This is a genomic window from Streptomyces sp. NPDC050161, from assembly GCF_044460025.1.
GTDB lineage: Bacteria > Actinomycetota > Actinomycetes > Streptomycetales > Streptomycetaceae > Streptomyces.
On the sequence record NZ_JBITJM010000045.1, the window covers coordinates 1 to 19,427 of the forward strand.

General features: G+C 70.5%; 19 protein-coding genes and 1 riboswitch. Of the genes, 14 read left to right on the forward strand and 5 right to left on the reverse strand.

The window, feature by feature from the left end; translation table 11 throughout:
• Window positions 1-457 precede the first annotated feature (457 nt).
• The 4 genes from ACIBK8_RS35270 to ACIBK8_RS35285 all read left to right on the forward strand — a co-directional run bounded on the left by ACIBK8_RS35270 (window position 458) and on the right by ACIBK8_RS35285 (window position 3,274).
• A complete protein-coding gene (locus ACIBK8_RS35270) occupies window positions 458-754 on the forward strand; it encodes a protein-tyrosine phosphatase family protein (RefSeq protein ID WP_399046720.1) in 297 nt (98 codons plus the stop codon).
• Between the two features lie 544 nt (window positions 755-1,298).
• A complete protein-coding gene (locus ACIBK8_RS35275; protein WP_399046721.1) occupies window positions 1,299-1,796 on the forward strand; it encodes a hypothetical protein in 498 nt (165 codons plus the stop codon).
• On the forward strand, window positions 1,781-2,926 hold the full coding sequence (locus ACIBK8_RS35280) for an MAB_1171c family putative transporter (protein WP_399046722.1): 1,146 nt from the start codon (window positions 1,781-1,783) through the stop codon (window positions 2,924-2,926). The genes ACIBK8_RS35275 and ACIBK8_RS35280 overlap by 16 nt, the downstream gene beginning before the upstream one ends.
• An 18-nt stretch (window positions 2,927-2,944) precedes the next feature.
• Entirely contained in the window at window positions 2,945-3,274 is a 330-nt protein-coding gene (locus ACIBK8_RS35285; protein ID WP_399046745.1) for an MTH1187 family thiamine-binding protein, read from the forward strand.
• 124 nt (window positions 3,275-3,398) lie between these two features.
• Here the strand turns inward: ACIBK8_RS35285 and ACIBK8_RS35290 are convergent, their stop codons facing one another.
• Together ACIBK8_RS35290 and ACIBK8_RS35295 are read right to left on the reverse strand one after the other, a co-directional pair.
• Window positions 3,399-4,265 carry a bifunctional 5,10-methylenetetrahydrofolate dehydrogenase/5,10-methenyltetrahydrofolate cyclohydrolase gene (locus ACIBK8_RS35290; RefSeq protein WP_399046724.1) on the reverse strand — a complete coding sequence of 289 codons (867 nt, stop codon included), beginning with the start codon at window positions 4,263-4,265 and terminating at the stop codon, window positions 3,399-3,401.
• Between the two features lie 21 nt (window positions 4,266-4,286).
• Window positions 4,287-4,372, reverse strand: a riboswitch (ZMP/ZTP riboswitch).
• 127 nt (window positions 4,373-4,499) lie between these two features.
• Window positions 4,500-5,318: a phosphotransferase family protein gene (locus ACIBK8_RS35295; protein ID WP_399046725.1), complete on the reverse strand. Its 819-nt coding sequence runs from the start codon at window positions 5,316-5,318 to the stop codon at window positions 4,500-4,502.
• 448 nt (window positions 5,319-5,766) lie between these two features.
• Here ACIBK8_RS35295 and ACIBK8_RS35300 point away from each other — a divergent pair, with 448 nt between their 5' ends.
• Window positions 5,767-7,038, forward strand: coding sequence for a lanthionine synthetase LanC family protein (locus ACIBK8_RS35300; protein ID WP_399046727.1), 1,272 nt, complete (start codon window positions 5,767-5,769; stop codon window positions 7,036-7,038).
• Window positions 7,039-7,266: 228 nt separating this feature from the next.
• Here ACIBK8_RS35300 and ACIBK8_RS35305 read toward each other — a convergent pair whose 3' ends face one another.
• Window positions 7,267-8,223, reverse strand: a complete 957-nt coding sequence (locus ACIBK8_RS35305) for a LysR family transcriptional regulator (protein ID WP_399046729.1) — start codon at window positions 8,221-8,223, stop codon at window positions 7,267-7,269.
• Between the two features lie 92 nt (window positions 8,224-8,315).
• Here ACIBK8_RS35305 and ACIBK8_RS35310 point away from each other — a divergent pair, with 92 nt between their 5' ends.
• The gene (locus tag ACIBK8_RS35310; protein WP_399046730.1) at window positions 8,316-8,912 is read left to right on the forward strand and encodes an alpha/beta fold hydrolase; all 597 of its coding nucleotides are present in this window, start codon (window positions 8,316-8,318) and stop codon (window positions 8,910-8,912) included.
• A gap of 41 nt (window positions 8,913-8,953) precedes the next feature.
• On the forward strand, window positions 8,954-9,160 hold the full coding sequence (locus tag ACIBK8_RS35315; protein ID WP_399046731.1) for a hypothetical protein: 207 nt from the start codon (window positions 8,954-8,956) through the stop codon (window positions 9,158-9,160).
• A 12-nt stretch (window positions 9,161-9,172) separates the two neighbouring features.
• Here the strand turns inward: ACIBK8_RS35315 and ACIBK8_RS35320 are convergent, their stop codons facing one another.
• Window positions 9,173-10,123, reverse strand: a complete 951-nt coding sequence (locus ACIBK8_RS35320; protein WP_399046732.1) for an alpha/beta fold hydrolase — start codon at window positions 10,121-10,123, stop codon at window positions 9,173-9,175.
• A gap of 81 nt (window positions 10,124-10,204) precedes the next feature.
• On the opposite strand from ACIBK8_RS35320, the gene ACIBK8_RS35325 reads away from it, so the two are divergent.
• Window positions 10,205-10,915, forward strand: coding sequence for a TetR/AcrR family transcriptional regulator (locus ACIBK8_RS35325; RefSeq protein ID WP_399046733.1), 711 nt, complete (start codon window positions 10,205-10,207; stop codon window positions 10,913-10,915).
• A 32-nt stretch (window positions 10,916-10,947) separates the two neighbouring features.
• Here the strand turns inward: ACIBK8_RS35325 and ACIBK8_RS35330 are convergent, their stop codons facing one another.
• Window positions 10,948-11,154, reverse strand: a complete 207-nt coding sequence (locus tag ACIBK8_RS35330; RefSeq protein WP_399046734.1) for a hypothetical protein — start codon at window positions 11,152-11,154, stop codon at window positions 10,948-10,950.
• On the opposite strand from ACIBK8_RS35330, the gene ACIBK8_RS35335 reads away from it, so the two are divergent.
• The 6 genes from ACIBK8_RS35335 (at window position 11,153) to ACIBK8_RS35360 (ending at window position 19,282) form a co-directional block, all read left to right on the forward strand.
• The gene (locus tag ACIBK8_RS35335; protein ID WP_399046735.1) at window positions 11,153-12,544 is read left to right on the forward strand and encodes a glutamate-cysteine ligase family protein; all 1,392 of its coding nucleotides are present in this window, start codon (window positions 11,153-11,155) and stop codon (window positions 12,542-12,544) included. The genes ACIBK8_RS35330 and ACIBK8_RS35335 overlap by 2 nt on opposite strands.
• 848 nt (window positions 12,545-13,392) lie before the next feature.
• Window positions 13,393-14,703, forward strand: coding sequence for an aminotransferase class III-fold pyridoxal phosphate-dependent enzyme (locus tag ACIBK8_RS35340; protein ID WP_399046736.1), 1,311 nt, complete (start codon window positions 13,393-13,395; stop codon window positions 14,701-14,703).
• On the forward strand, window positions 14,700-16,079 hold the full coding sequence (locus tag ACIBK8_RS35345) for an aspartate aminotransferase family protein (protein WP_399046737.1): 1,380 nt from the start codon (window positions 14,700-14,702) through the stop codon (window positions 16,077-16,079). Before ACIBK8_RS35340 ends, ACIBK8_RS35345 begins: the two co-directional genes overlap by 4 nt.
• Before the next feature lie 15 nt (window positions 16,080-16,094).
• The gene (locus ACIBK8_RS35350) at window positions 16,095-16,733 is read left to right on the forward strand and encodes a thermostable hemolysin (protein WP_399046739.1); all 639 of its coding nucleotides are present in this window, start codon (window positions 16,095-16,097) and stop codon (window positions 16,731-16,733) included.
• Window positions 16,720-18,303: an AMP-binding protein gene (locus ACIBK8_RS35355; RefSeq protein ID WP_399046740.1), complete on the forward strand. Its 1,584-nt coding sequence runs from the start codon at window positions 16,720-16,722 to the stop codon at window positions 18,301-18,303. Before ACIBK8_RS35350 ends, ACIBK8_RS35355 begins: the two co-directional genes overlap by 14 nt.
• 43 nt (window positions 18,304-18,346) lie before the next feature.
• Window positions 18,347-19,282, forward strand: a complete 936-nt coding sequence (locus ACIBK8_RS35360) for a TauD/TfdA family dioxygenase (RefSeq protein WP_399046742.1) — start codon at window positions 18,347-18,349, stop codon at window positions 19,280-19,282.
• Window positions 19,283-19,427 lie beyond the last annotated feature (145 nt).

Genomic DNA, 19,427 nt, shown 5'->3' on the forward strand with positions numbered 1-19,427 from the left:
CACCACGTCATCGCCAGCACCACCCCCTACCACACCCCCCACACACGCTTCTCCGCCGGAATCATCAACACCCCCCACGACATCAACAAAGCACTGAAGGTCATACACACACTCGCCTAACCCCCACCACCACACCCCACAACCGACAACCGACAACCGACAGCCACAAACCCGGATGAACGCACAACCGGGAACCCAGGACGGAAACTCAGAAGCAGGGACGGAAGCTCAGAGGCAGGGACGGTCCACACCCCACACCTGCAACACAAAGGACCGTCCCTTCCCCAGGGTCACCTTCGACACCGCCGATAGCCGAGCACGAACTCGGCGTCGAACGCACCGACTCCAACGGCAGCGTGAGAGGTGAGGGCGGAGAAATTACCTGCTGGAGGGACAGACACCCACGCTCGCCATACATTTGACGGGTAACCGGCCACCCGGGCCGCCCTGGGAGTCCATGTGGATCCCCTGGCGGGACTTCTGGCTCCCCGCCGACCCCGACGACGCAATCCGCAAACTCCGCCTCGCCTATGAGCGCGCCGCGAGCGAACGCATCGAGGTCTGCTGTGGGGGTGGAGTCGGACGGACCGGTACGGCGCTGTCCGTGATGTGCGTCTTCGAGGGTATGGACCCCGAGGAGGCCGTCATCTGGATGCGGCGGAACTACCACCCCCGTGCGGTCGAGGTGCCCTGGCAACGGCGGTTCATACGCCGAGCCTTCACTGCCGACGCCCCCGGCTCATGGCAGTCGTAACCCCCTCGCCCCAGCGCGCCGACCGAACTGCCAAGTGGGAGACGGCACTACGTCCTGTAACGCCGAAATCGTTTCGCATTCTCGTGCTCCGGCTGGCCTTTCCTCTGCGCCGAGGGAAGATTCCGGCCAACTGAGCGATATTTGTGGACACTTACCGTGCCGATGACACTTGGCCGAAACCCGTGAAAACGGTGGAGGGCACACATTCAAAACCGGCCAGCCTTGCGGAGCTGCTCCATCCGCTGATGGTGGGGTGGCCTACGATCAACGGTCGTTGGTCGTCAAAGCCCCTCGTAGAGAGGAAGACTGCGGTGTTACCGAGCAACTTCTCGCATGTTTTCCGCCTCGGCCGCAGTGCCTCCCCGGCCTTGGCAGCGATGCCCCGGCGCCGTGCCTGCCACTCCCCCGGCACGGCTGCGGAGTTGGATCTCCCGACGGCACCATGAAGGGGCGTCGCTACCGGGTCATGTGCCCTGCCGGTCCAGTTATCGACGGAGAGCCGCCCACCATGCGCTGGAGGCGATTGCGCCGTCGATGTCAGGGAGTGATTGACGGGCTTCCGCTGCCCACGCCCTTTTCCGCCCCTGAACTGTGCGCCCGGCTCGCCGCGCAGCGAGACCGTCCCCTGCATCTGCGGCCGTTGCCCACGCCGGTGGTTCCCAATATGCCGTCCGGTCTCTGGCTGGCGACCGACCAGGAGGATTACGTCCTCTACGACGCCCAGACCAGCCCCTTGCACCAGGAGCACATCATCCTGCACGAGATCGGACACCTGGTGTGCGATCACCGGTCCGTGGAGGGGGAACGGCATCTGTACCGGCGGATCGACCTTGCGGATCCGGCCTCCGTCCGGCAGGCCCTGCCTCGCGCGCGCTATTCCGACGAGCAGGAGCAGGAGGCGGAGATGATCGCCAGCTTGATTCTGGAGGGCGTCGACCGCCTTCCTGCCCCGTCCCTGCTCTCCGGGATGCTGGGCGGGCTGGAATCCGGGATGGGGCTGCGTGGAGCCCGCCATCGGGGATCATCGTGCTCACGGGGTTAGAGGACGCCGGGATCATCGCGCTGTGGGCGGTGGTCATCGTCCGCGCCCCGCAAGGCATCCGCAGCCGGGAGCAGCGCCCGTTGTGGTTCGCGATCGTCATGATCGCGCTGGCCATGTCGATGCATCTCGATCCCGTGACCGCGGTACTGGCCCGGTTGGTTCCCAGCGCCCACTGGATCGATCTGGCCACCCATCTGTTCAGCATCGTCGACGGCGCCGCAGTGCTGTGGTTCGTCCTCCAGGCGGCAAGGCGCCGGCGGCGCACGGCTTTGGTGTTCGGCGCCGCTGTCGCGGTCATGGTCGTGTTGGTGTTCCTGGACGTCGCCGCGGCCCCGCACGCCCGCAACCAGATCGCTCCGTCACCGGACATCCCCAGCGTCCCGGACGCCTACTGGTGGATCTTCTTCGCCTTCCACTTGACCGCGGACACCACGTGCGGGCTGGTGTGCTGGCGGCACAGTCGCCGGGGCAGCATCCGCCCTTCTCTGCGGTACGGATTGCGGCTGTTCGGCACAGGCATCCTTCTGGCCAGTTTGCTGTGGGTGCTCAAGCTCGCCTACCTCGGCACCCGTTCATCGGTCTTCGCCCCGCTGTTCTCGCCCCTCACCGGTGCCGAGGCGTTGTTCATCTCGGCCGGTGTGGCGTTGCCGTTCCTGATGCAGGTGCAGGCCCTGCTGCGGTGCCACACGTCTCACCGGAGGCTGGCCCCACTGTGGCGGGACCTGGCCGCCGCCGCCCCCGATGTGGTCCTCTCGCCAGGCAGCCGCCTGCGCGCTGCGGCGGTCCCGATCCAACTGCGCCTGTACCGACGGGTGATCGAAATCAGGGACGCCATGATCGTGTTACGCAGCTACGTCACGGAGGCCACCGCCGACCAGATACGCCGACACGTCACCGACCACACCATTCCCGGGCACTTGGCCGATGCGCACATCACCGCCTGCTGGCTCGCCGCGGCCCTGCACTCCCGCCGCACCGGCCAGATCCCCGAAGCCCAAACGCTGAACCTCACCGGGGACGGCGCGCACGACCTCACCGAGGAAATCAGCTACCTGCTCCGGATCGCCGCCGCCTACCGATCGCCGGTGGTCCGCAACTACCGGGCCTCGCTGTCCGGCCGTCATCACTAGATTGGAATCCCTGCTGTGGTGCTCGTCGCCTTCGCCTTGACTCCCATGGGCGTGGAGGAAGTTGTCGCCGACTACATCGCCGACGCGGTGAAAATCGTCCGCGAATCCGGGCTCCCCAACCGTTCGGATTCCATGTACACCATGATCGAAGGTGAGTGGGACGAGGTCATGAGCGTCATCAAACGCGCCACGGAAGCGGTCACGTTCAAGGCACCCCGCGTCCAGGTGAGCATCAAGGTCGATGTGTGGCCGAACATGCCCGACCCGCTCAACAACAAAATCGCTCTCCTTGAGCAACGCATCTCGGACACTGGCGACGACGAACCGCAGCCGGGCAGCAGGGACTGAGCGTGCGGCGGACGGTGCCCAGCCGATGAGCCGGCCCTGGCCGTCTCGCTCGTAGCGCGGCGAGCCGTCACCCGAAGAGCAGCCGGTCCGACACAGGTCCGTCTCCCGTTCTGCGGGAGAACCTTCAGTGCTGCTGGATTCCGAGTTGGTTCGCGGCAGCGGCAACGGTCTGTGCGAGCAGGACGGCGATGGTCATCGGTCCGACGCCGCCGGGCACCGGCGTGATCAGACGGGCGCGGGTGAGGGCGGTGTCGAAGTCCACGTCGCCGACGTTGCCCGGGTTGTATCCGGCGTCGATCACCACCGCGCCGGGTTTGATGTCTTCGCCCCGGATCAGCCGGGGCCGTCCCACGGCCGCTACCACGACGTCCGCTTCCCGGACGATCGCTGACAGGTCCGCCGTGCGCGAGTGGCAGTACGTCACCGTTGCGTCCTTCGCGAGCAGGAGCATCCCCATCGGTTTGCCGAGAATCGCGCTGCGCCCTACCACGACGGCGTGCTTGCCGGGGAGTTCGACGCCGTACGCCTCCAGCAGCCGCATGATCCCGCCGGGAGTGCAGGACACGAAGCCCGGCAGCGCGAAGCTCATCGCGGCGAAGGAGTGCATCGTGACCCCGTCGACATCCTTCTCCGGGGCAATGGCCTCGAACGCCGCTCGCTCGTCGATGTGCGGGCCACAGGGATGCTGGAGCAGGATGCCGTGGACTTCCGGATCGTCGGACAGCGCAGCGAGGGTGTCGATCAGTTCGGCGGTCGTGGTGGTGGCCGGCAGGCCGATGTGCCGGGACTGGATGCCTGCCTTTGTGCAGCGGGCCCGTTTCATGCGGACGTACGTGGCCGAGGCGGGGTCCTCTCCCACCAACACCGTCGCCAGGCAGGGACTGGTTCCCGTGCGCCGTGACATCTCCGCCGCTTTGACTGCAGCCTCTTCGACGATGCGTCTGGCGAGGCCGGCGCCGTCCATGAGCTGGGCCGTCCGAGTCGGGAACATCGTTGCCTCCAGGCGTTGCTGACCACTCGCCCAGGCGCACGGCATCGACTTCTCGTCAGACCGCTCCCCGGTGGTACTCCACCTCAGCGCCAGTCACGGCCCACGCCGCACTGTAGTGGACACTGCGTCCTCACCAGGCACCGACGGGATCGGTGGGCTCTGGGCGGCCAGTTCGGCCAGTTCGGCCAGGACTTGCGAGATGGAACGCGTCCGGGACTGCTGCGAACGTCATCATCAGGCCAACAGCTCCAACACCCGGTCGGCTTGTCGTTCCACGGTGCCGGGAGGGTTTCTGGGACGGTCTGTTGCCTCGCCCGCCAGCAGGAACAGCCAGACCAGGGCCAGCAGTCGGCGACTCCCCCGCAGACGCGCGGTCTCCGCCGGGGAGAGCTCGAATTGCTCCAGAAAGGCTGAGACGTCCAGCGGATGCTCCACCCAACTGCCCACGTGCTCGGTGATTTCCGCCAGTTCGAAGGCCCGGTCGCTGCGGCCCGAGCCCTCGAAGTCGACGACCTGGACGCGGGAGCCGTCCCACAGGTAGTTCGCGAGGTTGCCGTCACCGGGGCCGAAGACCGGCGGAATCTCCGGCGGAGTGCCGGCCCTCAGCCCCGACCGGGCCAGCCAGTCCAACCCGGTGTCCATGGCCTGCCTCACCGGGCCGCCCGCTCGGGGGCGGATCGTCACGGCCCACTCGTCGAGGTGGCTGACAAGCTCCTCTTGATGCCCGGGTCTGAGTGGGATCTTGCAGACGACGTCGGTCGGCACGGCCGCATACAGCGTGGTCACTGCCTTGGCCAAGGCTTCGATCTTCTTGCCCTCAACAGCGGTGCCACGCAAGGGAGTACCGGCAAGTCGAGACATCACCACCACCGGATCGAGAGCTGCGAGGTCGGCCTCCCGAGGCTCCGGAGCCAGCCCCGGAGCGTACGTGGCCAGCAAAGTCAGAGCCCGCCACTCGCGCTGGGCGCAACCGCCGCCCTTCCTCGGGAACCGCTTGATCACATGGTCAGCGGTCATCTCGACTGCGTGCGTGCCCCATCGGCTGGAACTCATGAGCAGAGATCCTGTCAGGCTCGCCATCAGCGCCCTTGCGGACGTGTACTGACAACCACGACCTCTCGGACCGGTCGTTCATCGGTCGGCTGTGCTCGGAGTGGCTGGAAGTGGACGACGCGGTCATCCCCCTCGGGCCGGTGTATGTGCTCGCGGTCAGGCGGCTGGTACGGGCGCGGAGTCGGCGATCAGCGCTTGACCTGCGTCGACTGCGCTGCTTCGTGACTGCCGCCGAGACCGGACGCGTGGGGCGCGCGCTGCCGGCCGGTTGCACATCTCCCAGTCGGGCGTGGCCTCCGGCTTCACGCCGGATATCCGCGGCGACGCAGCCGATCCGCTCACCGCACCGGACCCGGTCGCCTCCGGTCTCGGCCTCGCGCTCGTCCAATGGAGCATGGCGCGTGCCACAGTGAGCGCTATGACGGCTGCGGAGACAACGAATGTAGCGGTGGACGAAGTTGAAGCGTTGGCAGCCGATGCTTTGCGCTGGCTGCTCGGGAGCGCGTGGGAGGTCGGCGACAAGGGCATCGCCTGGGCTGCCGTGCCTTCCGGTGACGAGCCTGACCCTTCGCTCTACAGTGGCACGGCCGGTATCGTCCCCGTCCTGCTGGAAGCGTGGCGGCATTTCGGAGAGGACCGGTACGGCGAGGCCGCCCTGCGCGCCGCTCGTAGCCTGTCCGCCGCCGTCGACGGCTGGGAGGACAACTCCCTCTACTGTGGCCTGGCGGGCATGGCGCTCGCGTTAAGGGCGATCCACGACGAACTCGATGCGCCGGATGCCGCTGCCGCCGCGGACCGGGCTCTGGATCTGGTGCGCGCACGTTTCGACGGGACGCGCTGGGGCGACTGGTTCGAGCTGATCGGCGGCAACGCCGGCATCGGCATCGGCGCGCTGGCAGCGGGCGATACCGAGCTGGCCGTCCTCGCGCTTGAGCCCTACCTGCGCACGGCCGAGCAGACCCGGGCAGGCATCCACTGGGGAGTCCAAACGGGCAGGGTTCCACGGTTTCATCACATCTCGCACGGCACGCTCGGCATCGTGTACGCGCTGGCCCGTGTCGGCCGGGCGAGCGGTCGCACCGACCTGGTCGAGCTGGCACGAGCGGGTGCGGCAGACGTCGTGGCGCGCGACGAGGCCGGCCCGGTCGGCTTCCTCGTCCCCCACTCCGATCCGCAGGACCACCCCGCGCTCACCGCGCGCTACAGCTACGGCTGGTGTCACGGCCCGGCCGGCGACGCACAAGTCTTCCGGCTGCTCCGGGACGCTCTCGACGACCCCGCATGGCAAGCCCTCGCCGATCGCTGCTGGCACACCGTGACCCACTCCGGCCTGCCACGCCGTCTGCGTCCCGGCTTCTGGGACAACAGCGGACGGTGCTGCGGCACGGCCGGGGTACTGGCGCTGGCCTGCGACCGGATCGCCGAGCAGGGTGACCACCCGCACTTCGCACGGCTCCTCGTCGCTGACCTCGTCTCCCGCGCGACCCGGGACACCGACGGCGTGCGGTGGTCGCACACCGACCACCGGGCGACCCCGAGCGCCCTCGAACCCCGCACCGGCTGGGCGATGGGCAACGCCGGCATCGTCCGCGAGCTGCTGCGCTTTGTACGCGTAAGCCGGGGAACCGATCCGACGTATGCGGTCACCTGGCCGGACCAGCCGGCGGTGAGTCAGACCCTGGCTTCTCCGACCGCGCCCTTCGTGTCCCCGGGCGGCTAGGAAGGCTGTCTGCCGGGAGGCGGTGCAGGTGTAGCGGGCCGTCGTCCTCGTCTGCGGGGCGGGTGCGTGGTGTGGTGGATGGTGCTGTGGTGCGGTATCGGGGCATCCCGTATGCGGCGCCGCCGGCCGGTGCGTTGCGGTCCCGTACCGATGCCCGGCCGGATCCCGCGCGCAGCGCCGCCGGGAGCAATGTCGATCGCTCGACGGCTGCTTCGCTCAACGGGCCTGTCACCTGGTCTTGTTGGGCGTTGGGGCGGATGGTGGGCCGAGCCGGTGGTCGAGTGCGGCGCCGACGTCGGGGCAGTTGTTGCGGATGGTGTCGAGGAAGGCGTTCAGCACCGGGGAACGGTCCCGGGCGGCGAAGGACAGGACCAGGTCGGGCAGGGGCGTGCGTGGGGTCACCTCGCAGAACCAGGTGCCCCGTCGTGGGGCCGACAGCATGCGGGAGGGCCCGAGTCCCACGCCCACGCCGCAGGCGGCGAGGCCGATGATCGTGTGGATGTCCCTCGCGACGGTGGCTCCGGAGAGGGCCGGGGAGTCCTTGCCCAGCAGGGTGTGCAGGCCGGTGATGACGGTGGGCTCGTCCTCGCCTGGTGCCACGATCAGGGGCTGGTGCCGCAACTGGTCGGCGCCCACCGTCGGTTGGCCCGCGTAGGGGTGCGTGCTGTTCACGACGGCGACCAGGTGGTCGTGTCCGATCGGGACCGACACCAGTCGCTCGGCGCCGGCGCCCCGTGGCCGGCCGAGGGTGATCGCCACGTCCAGTTCGCCGGCGACGAGGGTGGCTGTGCTGCGGCTGCTCGCCATCTCGTGCAGTTCCAGCCGCACGTCGGGCCGTTCGCGGCCGAACCGGCCGAGGACGTCCGGCAGGGGTTCGAGCAGCGCCGATGCGATGAAGCCCAGGCGCAGTCGGCCGGTTTCGCCGCGTGCGGCCCTGGCGGCGTCGACGGAGGCCGCCGTGATCTCGTCGAGCGCTCTGCGCGCCCGGGAGAGGAAGGCCGCGCCCGCCGCCGTCGGGAACACCCCCTGGCGGGTGCGGCTGAACAGCCGGGCGCCCACCTCGCGTTCGAGGTCGGCGATCTGCTTGGACAGCGGAGGCTGCGCGATGCCCAGAGCGCCGGCCGCCCGGCCGAAGTGTGCGTGCTCGGCGAGGGCCAGGGCGTACCGCAGGTGCCGCGCCTCCATGTCAGCCTCCCGGCGATATCTCCTGAGTATCGTGGGGCAGCTTGCCAGATCTTTCACTGGATGGCCGGGGCCGGGTCGCGTGGAATGCCGTCATGACAGATCTCTCCCCCACCCACACCGTCTTCGTCTTCGTGCACGGCGCCTGGCACGGCTCCTGGCAGTGGGCGGCGACGCAGCGCGCGCTCGCCGGACTCGGTGCCGCCGGCCTGGCCGTTGACCTTCCCGGGCACGGCTTCGACGCACTGCTGCCCAGCGGATACCTCCTGCCAGGGCAGCCGGGCCTGCTGACCGAGAAGTCCCCGCTCGCCAACGTGACGATGGACGACTGCGCCGAGAGCGTGCTGGACACACTCCGCCAGGTCCGCCGTCACCGCCGTGTCGTGCTCGTCGCGCACAGCGCGGGCGGCGGCCCCGCGTCACTGGCCGCCGAGCGGGCACCCGAACTCGTCGACGCCCTCGTCTATCTGTCGGCTTCGTCCCCGCCGGACGGCCGCGGTTCTCCGACTACATCGGCTCGCCCGAGAACGCCACGGCGCGGGGACGGAGTCTCCACCTCGGCGACCCCGAGGAGCTGGGTGCCCTACGGATCAACCCGCTCTCACCGGATCCCGCCTACGTCGAGGATCTGCGGCAGACCCACTACCACGACACCCCGCCGGGCCGCTTCGACCGCTGGCGCTCGGCGCTGAGCACCGATCTGCCGCTGACGACCCCGACCACACCGGTCACGGTGACCTCCGCGCGGTGGGGACGGATACCTCGGACCTTCCTGCGCTGCGCGGACGACCGGGCGCTGACGCCGGCCGTGCAGGACCTGATGATCACGGAAGCCGACCGGGCCGTGCCGGACAACCCGTTCACCGTGCGCACCCTCCCGGGCAGTCACACCCCGTTCGCCGCCCGGCCCCGCGAGCTCGCCGCGGCTCTGCTGCCCTGAGCGTGGAGCCGTTCAGTCCTTCGCGGGCGTGGTGGCGCTCGTGTCCTTCCTGGTGCGTGTGGTGTCGGCAAGCCCGCGGAGTTCGGCGGCGACGCTGTCCCATGCGGGCTCGGGAAGCTCGTGGCCGACCCGGGGCAGGAGGACCAGGCGTGCGTCGGGGATCCGGGAGGCGATCGCCTTCGCCGCTGTGGGCTTGATGAGGGGGTCGTCCGCCCCGTGGAGCACCAGGGTGGGCCGGGCGATGGCGCTGATCGGCCGGCCGTGCCACTGGGCGCCGATCTGACGGCCCTGCGCCTGCTGGTCCCGTACGCCGTTGTCGACGTTGCGTTCGGCGGCTTCCCGGGCCGCGTGCTCGTCGAAGGGGCGGTTCGGCGAGGCGAGGAGACGGGAGACGGCGACGCCGGCCGCGATGGAGCCGTCGGGGGTGTCGGGGAACTTCAGGCGGGCGAACTTCGCCAGGGTTGCCATCCGTATGTACCGCATGGCCTGAAGGCCCGCGACATCTCCGGGAACGGCGGCCATGGTCGTGAGCGTCCGGACGCGTTCCGGGTGCCGCAGCGTCACGCGCTGGGCGACGGCGCCGCCGAGTGAGACGCCCAGCAGGTGCGCCGACTGCCACCCCAGGGCGTCCATGACCGCGACGGCGTCATCGGCCATGTCCTCGGCCGTGTACGCCTCTCCGCGCTTTGTGAACAGTGCGGAGAGGGGGTTGCGGGTGGCGGTGGGTGGCAGGTGGGTCGACTCCCCGCCGTCGCGCTGGTCGTAGCGGGCGACGGCGAAACCGTGCGTGGCCAGCGTCCGGCACAGGCCGTCAGGGAACCACAGGCGGTTGGCGCCCAGCCCCATGGCCATCAGAAGCGGCTCACCGTCGGCCCCTTCGGTCAGCCGGTCGAAGGCCAGCCGCACCGCGCCGTTCCGGGCCCAGCGGACCGGGCTCCACAGGCATGCCGATGACGAGGACATAAGAACCTCCCTAAACTGCGATCAGCGTTCGCAGTTTAGGATAAGGGATGCACCACGGGAGCGGATGAGGAAGGTGGAAACTTGCCCCAGGAACCTGTGTCCGTCTGGGCGCGGCCCGGACGCGGCACCCGCGGCCCCACGGCCGTGCACAGCCGCGCGGAGCTGACCGCCGTCGCCGTCGAACTGGCCGACCGGGACGGCCTGTCGGCGGTATCCATGCGTCAGGTGGCCAAGGCGCTGGGCACCGGCCAGGCGTCGCTCTACCGCTACCTCTCCAGCCGCGATGACCTGCTCGACCTGATGACGGACGCGGCGACGGGAGAGGTCGACCTCGACGTCCCCCTGCGCGGTGAGCCCGTCGAGGACCTGGTCGCCCTCGCGACCCGGGCCAAGACGGTCCACCTGCGGCATCCCTGGCTGTCCGACGTCCCGCCGGAACCGCTGCGGCTCGGCCCCCAGGGTCTGGACTACCTGGAATACGCGCTGCGGGCGATGGCATCCGTCCCGCTGGCAGGGCGGACCAAGCTGGAAGTCGTCGCGCTGATGAGCGCTCTTGTCGCCCAGTTCGCCAGGACCGAACTCCAGGGAAGCCGCGCGCATGCGAGCCGCCAGACGGCGCAGGCCGCCTACCTGAGCGAAGCAGCCGCCCAGGGCGACCATCCGCACGTCGCGTCCGCCATGGCCGATCAGACCGAAGCGGACCCCGCACAAGCCCCGCAAGCCCTCTTCGAACGGGCGCTGCGGCAGGTGCTCACGGGGCTCCTTTCGCCCGGAACCGCCTGCGGGAAATAGGCGGGCCGCCCTCCCGGGTGCGCCGAGGCGGCTCAGGCGCCGCGCTGAACCGGGCCGATGAGGGTGCCGGCGGGAACCTGGATGTCGAAGTGCACCGGGTGGCCGGGGCCGAAGGTGACCGCGGTCTGCTGGGTGCCGTAGTTGCCGTTGTATCCACCTTTCCGGAAGCAGGGATAAGTACTTTGGATTATGTGCCGCAGTGCCGTCTCCGTTTTCTGCGAAGTGAAGGGTGTCGCCATGGTCGCGTCTCCGCGTCGGGTCGGTCTCGAACTCGAATTCCCGGTGGTCGGGACCGCCACCGGGAAGGGTCTTGACCGGGACGGGGCACAGCGGCTGTGGCGCTCGCTGGCCGCGTACGACACGTCCTGGTCCCTGGTCGAGGAGACGGTCGTGGGGGGCGTCAGCGGTGTGCGCCGGCGGAGGGCGGGCTTCGATGAGCTGCTGAACACGGACACCGGGGTCTGCACGGTCGAGCTCTCGCTGGCTCCTCAGGAGACGGTGGGGCAGGCGGTCGAAGCCGCGGGCGATGTCCTGCGGATGCTGCAAGGTCTGCTGGACGTCATGGGGTACACGATCCTGTGCGCGGGGGTGCAGCCCCGCACCTGGGTCGATCCTGCCCGCAAGACCCGGAAGGACTGGTATGTGCTCCTGACCCGGCGGTGGCATTTCCACCACTGGTTCGTCCCCATCGCCTCCCATCAGGCGGCGGTTGACGTGACGCCCGACGAGGCGGTCCGCGCCGTCAACGTACTGAGTGGGTTCGCGGGGGTTTTCACGGCGCTGACAGCCTGTTCGCCCATCGCCCGCGGGGCCGTGCAGCCGTGGAAGGAAATGCGGAACTGGGTGTGGTACGAGCGGTCCATGAGGGTGCCGGCGCCGGAAGCTGCGTATACGTCGAACGGAATTCCAGAAGAGCCCTTCTCCGATATGGGTGCCTATATCGAGCACTTCTGGGATTCGCGCATCTACTTCTTGACCCACCTCAAGAGCGGTGGCTGCGAAGTCCTCGGCGGGAAGTCCTTCAAGGATTTTCTTCTCTCCCGTGATTCCGTGCCGGCTCGGCAGATCGACGGAACCCTGGTGCAGGTCGCGCCCGACCGGGACATGCTCGACCGCATCCATCAATACGGGTGGCCCGCCGCGAAGTTGCACTACGCCTTCGATTCCCGTACCGATCTCGACGGGGTGCGCGCCGCCCTCACGCGAGGAACGATCGGAGATTACGTCGAGGAACACGCCGTCAACTGCTATGTGGAGAACCGGACGTGCGGGGTGGCTCCGCAGGGGGAAGAAGGTGTGGCCGCGGCGCTGACCTTGGGCATCGTGGAACGTCTCGATGACGCCGAGGCGCTGTTGAAGGAGCTGCCGTGGCAGGAGTGGCGCCGGTGGTGGCTACGGGCCAGCACCCACGGTCTGAGCGCCGAGGGTGAGCGGTCCATCGCCATGGTGCGCAGAGTGCTCGAACTCGCGGCGTCCGGGCTGCGCGCACGCGGACGGGGTGAGGAGGCTTTCCTGGCGCCCCTCTTCACGCGGCTGGAACGGCGCGAGACGCCGGCCGACCGCATGATCGCCGCCTTCCGCGCAGGAGGGGTGCCGGGGCTGCTGTCGGACTTCGGGCGGTCGGTGTAAGACGTCCGCTCCGGGGCGGTGTGTGCGGGGAGTTGTCCGCCTGCGCGTTGCCACTGCTGTTTTTCTGCTGCGTCTTGTACGGCCAGGTTGCCTGCGCCGGGTGACGCGGACGGGGCCAAAAAGCGCTCACGTGCCGGTGTGAGGAAGCACCGGGCATGTGCCGGGCAGCCATGACGGGGAGGCTGTCGGGGGCACCGGCGCGCGGTCAGCGGAGGCCGAGCGGTGGTTTCGGGACGCGGTCGCACGGCTCCGAGCAGGGCGGATTCCCCTGCAGTGGCGTGTGTGACGGGAGGTACCCCGTGTTTGCGGGATGCCGGATGTCACCTACGTGTTCACGTGATGGTCGGGGGTTCTGCTGCGCTTACGGTGACAGCAGATCGGCCAGTGACCATCGTGGCTCTGGCTGTCAACGAGGTCAGGGGGAACTCGGTGAGCGACGTATTTTCTACTTGTCGAAGGCCCGGCAACCACGGCCGGCTGCCCTGCGGCCGATGGTGACTGCCGCTTCTCATGAGCCAGGGCCCCGGTAGCCAAGGGGCGGACACAGTAGCCCCGTTGTCGTCCCGGTGAGCACCGGCTGACGCGCGGACCTGCCGCTCGTCACATCTCCGGGGCTCCGTGGCGGAGCACGCGTCTGCCACGTACCGGCTGTGCCATCCATGCCGCGCCGTCCGTGCGGTCCCGCATCGGTTCCGCACGGTGTCCGTCGCGTCCCCGCCGCGCCTTCGCCGTCCCTCCCCTCTCACTTCACCTGCGCTTCGCCCTCTCCTGCATGCACGCACCCGGGCACCAAGTCAGGCCCGCCTTGCCGGCCGACGCCGTTCGCACCGCAGCTACGGAAAGAGACGATGACCTTCCCGGACACCGCAGATCACGCGACCCCATCCGCTACGGCGAACCCCGCCGATATCTCTCCAGCCCACAGTCGCAGCGCGCCCGCCACGGCGGTCGCCGACCCCGTCGCCCTGGTGCGGCGCCACCTGATCCAAGAGCCGCCCACCGGCCTTCCGGTACCGGTCATCGAGCGTCAGCACGGCGCCCGGATCGAGGCCAGGGACGGCACGGTCTGGCTCGACGCCGCCGGCGGCGGGTTCGGCAGCGGCCATCCCGCCGTGCGGGCCGCGCTCACCGAACAGGCCCGCAGGACCGCCCTGTCCAGCCGCATCCTCATCAGCAGGCCGCTGGCCGGCGCGGTCACCGACCTGGCCGCCTTCTGCCCGGGGCCGCTGTCCGTCAGTTACCTGTGCAACAGCGGCAACGAGGCGCTCGACTCGTCACTGAAGCTGGCCAAGGGAACCCATCCCGGCCGGCCCACCGTCCTCGGTATCCGGGGCGAGTCCTACGGGACGCTCAGCCACGGTCAGTCCCTGCGGTCGGGGCGTCCCGTCCTGCCCAGTGCGCCGCTGCGGCCCGAGACCGTCCCGGCCGACGCGCCGGAGAGCCTGCTGGAGCGGGTTGACGACTCGGTGGCGGCCGTGGTCATCGCTCCCGCCGCGCCAGGCCGCCCGCTGGAGCGGCTGCCGCGCTCCTGGTGGGTGGAGCTGCGCGAGCGCTGCCACCGCACCGGTGCGCTGCTGGTACTCGACGAGCGGCTCACCGGTCCCGCCCGCCTGGGCAGTGACCTGGGCACCGGCGCCCTCGGCATCTTCCCCGACGTGCTGCTGCTGGGCGAGACGCTCGGCGCGGACGCGGTGCCGGTCGGCGCCGCCGTCATGACGGCCGCCGCCTACCAGCGGGTCTACGGCGGGCGCAATCCCAGCCTGCACGGCTCCACGTTCGGCGCGAACCCGCTGTCCGCCGCCGCCGTATCGGCGGTGCTCGGCGCCGTCAACTCCGACCAACTGGCCGTCAGGCAACGGGAGTTCGCCGTCGACGCGGCCCGGCTGAGGGACGGCCTGGCGGATTTGGGGGACACCGTGCGCGAACTGCACGCCGACGGCTCGCTGCTGTGGGTGCGCGCCCGGGACGCGGCGACCGCCGCCGCCCTGGCCGGCGCGCTCGCCCGGCGCGAGGTCCTCACCAGGCCCCCGTCCGGCGACCTGCTCACCCTGCTGCCGCCGCTCACCGCGGAGCGGACGGACACCGACCAGATCCTGGCGCGCCTGGCCGACGCCCTCAAGGACGTCGCCGCGCACCGGCCCGAGGAGGCCACCGCATGACCGCCACCACCGCCGCGACGTGGGACCGGCAGCGGGTGCTCACCGCGCTCGGCCGCCACTGGAACCCCACTGCCGCACTGATGCTGGCCGCGACGTCCCGTCAGGTCGAGTCGCACGCCCGCGGCAGCGAGGTGTTCGCCGAGGACGGCTCCGCCTACCTGGACTTCGCCGGAAGTTACGGCGTCTTCCTCGTCGGCCACCAGAACGACGCCGTGCGCACCGCCGTCCTGGAGACGCTGGAGCAGGCGCCTGCCGTCCCGCCCGGCGCCGTGCACCCGGCGACCGCGGATCTGTTCACGCAGCTCATTGAGGTGCTCCCGGCGGAGCTGGACCGGTTCACCCTCGGCTGCTCCGGCGCCGAGGTCTCCGAGGCCGCGCTGCGCGCCGTGTTCCTGGCCCGGCCCGACCGCCGCAAGGTGGTCATCGTCGACGGCGGCTACCACGGCAAGACGCTGGGCGCGCTGACCGTGCTCGGCCAGGAGGAGCACCGCCGCGACTTTCTGCCCCGCGACCCGGATCTGGTCGTCGTCCCGCCCGGTGACGCGGACGCGGTGCGCCGCGCGCTGGCCGCCAGGGACGTCGCCGCCGTCTTCGTCGAACCCGTACTGGGCGGCGCCTACCTGCGCGTCCCGCCGGCCGACTTCCTGCCGGATGTCGCCCGTGCCTGCCGGGAGAGCGGGACGCTGCTCGTGGCGGACGAGATCCAGACCGGATTCGGGCGCACCGGCAAGCTGTTCGCCATCGAGCACTCCGGCGTGGTGCCCGACATCATCCTGCTGTCGAAGGCGCTCACCGGGGGCTTCCTGCCGGTCGCGGTGGCGGCCATGACCGGCGACGTCCTCGACGCGGCCCGCCGTTCGGCCGACTGGCACCCCGGCGTGCTGGAGGGCACCACGCCGTCCGGGGCGGCCATGGCAGCGGCGGCGGCCACCGTCCGCGAGGTCCGCAGGCGCGACCTGCCCGCGCGGGCCGAGCAGGTCGGCAAGGCGCTGCGGGAGGGGCTGCGGGAGGCGGTGCGCCGGCACCCTCGGCACCTCGTCGACGCTCCCGGCATCGGCCTGATGACCGGGCTGCGGACCCGTAATCCGTCGGTGGAGAACCTCATCTCGATGCAGATGGCCGCGCGCGGCATCCACCTCGGGCACTCCCTGAACGAGCAGATGGATCAGCCGGTGCTGCGGTTCTACCCGCCGCTGACGGTGGAGCCTGCCGACATCCAGCGGGTCCTGACGGCGCTCGACGAGTCCCTGGCGTGGCTCGACCGGCGGCCGGCCTGGCTCATGGAGCGGATCACCTGGCTGCTGCGCCGCCAGTACCGGCTGCCGCCTGCGCTCGTCCTCAAGCTCATGCACTCGAATCTCAAGGTGAACTGGTAATCCGTAGGGGGAGACATGGAGATCGCCATCACCGCCGCCCGCTCGCCCCAGTGGCACGAGGCGCGGGACTTCGCCCGGGAGAGCTACCGGGCCATGTACGGGGCGCTGACCGCGCCGGAACCCGACATATTCGTCACCGTACGGGAGAGAGCCGACGGCCCCGTCATCGCGTGCGCCGGGCTGAGCAACGCCGAGCAGGGCACGTTCTTCTCGGAGCACTATCTGAAGGCGCGGATCGAGGACGCCCTGACCGCCGTCTCACCCGACCCGGTACGGCGCGGTGAGGTCGTGGAGGTCGGCCCGCTGGCCGGTGCGGGCGGCGCCGGGCAGGAGCTGATCCGGCTGCTGCCGATCATCGCCTGGTGTCAGGGGAAGCGTTTCATTCTGGCGACCGTCACCGACCGGGTGCGGGACCTGATGTCCCGGCTGCACGTCCCGTTCGTGCCGCTCGCCCCGGCCGACCCGGCCTGGATGGACACCGGTGAACGCCGCACCTGGGGCACCTATTACGACCACACCCCGACGACCGGCGCGGTGCCGCTCGACAACATCGGCCAGCTGATCAACAGTTCCACCGGCCGGTACAGCTTCTCGGACCTCGTCGTCCGCACCCCCGTCCCGCTGACCGAGGCGGTGTCCGGTGCGCACGCTTGAGCAGGCACTGACCGCACTCGCCGACGACCCGCGGCCCCTGGTCGAGGTGCTGGCGGCCGACGGGTCGGTGGCCCACGCGCTGTCCTACCGTGACGGCGTCGCGGCGGCGTCGGCGCTCGCCGCCGAGCTGCGGGCCCGCCCGGTGGCAGGGCGCGGGCCACGGCCGGACGGCGACCCCACCGACCCCGGCCAGCTGCACGTCGGCGTCGTCATGGGCAACAGCCCGGAGTTCGTGGTCGCCGACCTCGCCGTGCTGGCCGCGGGCGCCGCTCAGGTGCCGGTGCCGCTGGCCTTCACCGCCGAACAGGCCGCCTCGATGCTGGCGGAGGTGGACATCTGCCTGGTCGACGCGGAGGGCCGGGAGCAGTTGGCGGCCTGGGGCCGTGATCAGGTGCTGCCGTCGGCCGCCGCGCTGGAGGTGGTGGACATCGGCCGGCTCATCGCCGCCGGGCCGCTGCCCGGCGGCAGCCCGCCCGAGCCGGACCGTATCTGCAAGGTCATCCACACCTCGGGCACCACCTCGCGGCCCAAGGGCGTCTGCATCCGCGCGGCCGGCCTGGACGCCCTGCTGACCTCGCTGCGCGACGCCATGCCCGCGTACGCCTACCGCCGCTATCTCTCGCTGGTGCCGTTCAGCCTGCTCATCGAGCAGGTCACCGGGATCTACCTGGTGGTGTGCGACGGCGGCACGGTCGTCCTGCTGCCGCCCGACGTTCCCCTCGTCGGCACCTCCTCGTTCGCCCCCGAGGCCGTTCTGCCGTATCTGGCGGCGGCCCGGCCGACGGCTCTGGTGGCCACCCCCGCGCTGGCGGAGTCGTTGGCGGCCCGTGCCGCTGCCGCCCAGGCAGCCGGCCGCTCCCCCGCCGATGAGCTGTTCGGCTCCCCCGAGGCGCCCCTGGTGTGCTGCGGCGGCGCGCCGGTCGATCCGCGCACCCTGGAGAAGCTGGACGGCTACGGCATCGCCGTGTACGAGGGGTACGGGCTGAGCGAGAACAGCTCCGTGGTGAGCTGGAACACCCCGGCCGCGCGGCGGATCGGCACCGTCGGCCGGCCGCTCGCCCATGTCCGTGTCACCACCGCCGCGGACGGTGAACTGCTCGTCCGCAGCAGCTCGTTGTTCGCCGGCTACAAGGGCGGTGACCCCTCCGGCTGCGAGGTGGACGCGGACGGCTGGCTGCACACCGGAGACCTCGCCGAGATCGAGGACGGCTACCTGCGTATCAAGGGCCGCAAGAAGAGCGTCATCATCACCGCGGCCGGCCGCAACGTGGCGCCGGAGTGGGTCGAGGCCCAGTACCGCACGGTGCCCGGTATCCGGGCGGTGGCCGTGGTGGGTGACGGCCTGCCCGCGCTGCACGGTCTGTTCCTGCTCGACCCGGCGGCCGACGCCGATGCCGTGCGGGACCGGCTCGACAGCGTCGCCCGCGCCCGCCTGTCGCAGGTCGAGCGGGTCGAGGTGGCGCATCTGCTGCCGGCCGACGAGGCCCTGCACGCCGAGTACTTCACGGTGACCGGCCGGCCGCGCCGCGCCGTGATCCAGCAAGCGGTGACGACGGGCCGCCTCGCCTGACGCCTCACCTGACGATCCCCATGTGTAGGAGGAGAGACCAGCCATGACCGAGCACACCCCGACGATCGAGAACGCCGTCGTCACCCCGTACGGCTCCGGCACCGGGCTGCTGGTGCAGCCCCGCGACGGCCGCACGGACCTGTCCGCACTGCCACCCACGGAGGTCGTACGCGCCCTGGGCCGGGCCGGGTTCCTGCTGTTCCGGGGCTACGACGCGGGCCTGGAGGCGTTCTCCGCCTTCGTCGAGGCGCACTCCGAGCGCGTCACCCTCGACCCGGCCCGCTCCTTCCACGGTGGCACCACCGCCCAGAAGGTGGACGCCGGATACGACTCGGTGGGCCTGCACCTGGAGAACGGCAACAGTCCGTTCGCGCCGACCATCACCTGGTTCTACTGCCAGAAGGCCGCTTCGGCCGGCTCGCAGACCACGGTGTGCGACGGCTACCGGGTCTGGGACGCGCTGAGCCCGCAGACCCGCGCCCTCTTCGACGCCCGGGACATCGTGTACACCCGGCGGGTGGAAGAGGCCAAGTGGAAGGGGTTCGCCGCCTTCCACCTGGGCACCGATGACGCCGCTTCGGTCACCGTCGAGCAGCTGCGCGAGCTGGCGCAGGGTGACGGCGAGACCGTCATCGATCCCCTGGACGACGGCGCCATCCGCTACGCCTACCGCATACCCGCCGTCCACGCCACGCTCTTCGGGCCCCGTCCCGCCTTCGCCAACAGCATCCTGGGCCCCTCCAACCACTACGAGAAGCCCCGCATCACCTTCCCGGACGGGACCGACCTCCCGGAGGCCGTCCTGACGGAACTGGCGAAGGTCACCGAGGAACAGACCGAGGAGCTTGACTGGGCCGACGGCGACGTCGCCCTGATCGACAACACCCGTGTCATGCACGGCCGTCGCCCGATCGTCGACACCGAGCGCACCATCTTCAACGCCCAGAGCGACCTGGACACCCAGCTTCTGGCCGCGTGAGCCGCACGCACGGACCGGGCCCCGGGGGGGCGGCGGGGGGCGGGGGGCGGGGGCGGGGGGGGGGGGGGGTGGCGCCCCGCCCCCCCCCCCCCCCCCGTGGGAGCGGGCCCGGGCCACCCCGGGGTGGGGGGGGGGGGGGGGCGGG

Bases quoted from the DNA above. Each gene is read 5' to 3' on its own strand.
- ACIBK8_RS35270 (WP_399046720.1), top strand. From the start codon at position 458: ATGTGGATCCCCTGGCGGGACTTCTGGCTCCCCGCCGACCCCGACGAC.
- ACIBK8_RS35290 (WP_399046724.1), bottom strand. From the start codon at position 4,265: ATGTTCCCGACTCGGACGGCCCAGCTCATGGACGGCGCCGGCCTCGCC.
- ACIBK8_RS35295 (WP_399046725.1), bottom strand. From the start codon at position 5,318: ATGAGTTCCAGCCGATGGGGCACGCACGCAGTCGAGATGACCGCTGAC.
- ACIBK8_RS35305 (WP_399046729.1), bottom strand. From the start codon at position 8,223: ATGGAGGCGCGGCACCTGCGGTACGCCCTGGCCCTCGCCGAGCACGCA.
- ACIBK8_RS35310 (WP_399046730.1), top strand. From the start codon at position 8,316: ATGACAGATCTCTCCCCCACCCACACCGTCTTCGTCTTCGTGCACGGC.
- ACIBK8_RS35320 (WP_399046732.1), bottom strand. From the start codon at position 10,123: ATGTCCTCGTCATCGGCATGCCTGTGGAGCCCGGTCCGCTGGGCCCGG.
- ACIBK8_RS35335 (WP_399046735.1), top strand. From the start codon at position 11,153: ATGGTCGCGTCTCCGCGTCGGGTCGGTCTCGAACTCGAATTCCCGGTG.
- ACIBK8_RS35330 (WP_399046734.1), bottom strand. From the start codon at position 11,154: ATGGCGACACCCTTCACTTCGCAGAAAACGGAGACGGCACTGCGGCAC.
- ACIBK8_RS35340 (WP_399046736.1), top strand. From the start codon at position 13,393: ATGACCTTCCCGGACACCGCAGATCACGCGACCCCATCCGCTACGGCG.
- ACIBK8_RS35345 (WP_399046737.1), top strand. From the start codon at position 14,700: ATGACCGCCACCACCGCCGCGACGTGGGACCGGCAGCGGGTGCTCACC.
- ACIBK8_RS35350 (WP_399046739.1), top strand. From the start codon at position 16,095: ATGGAGATCGCCATCACCGCCGCCCGCTCGCCCCAGTGGCACGAGGCG.
- ACIBK8_RS35360 (WP_399046742.1), top strand. From the start codon at position 18,347: ATGACCGAGCACACCCCGACGATCGAGAACGCCGTCGTCACCCCGTAC.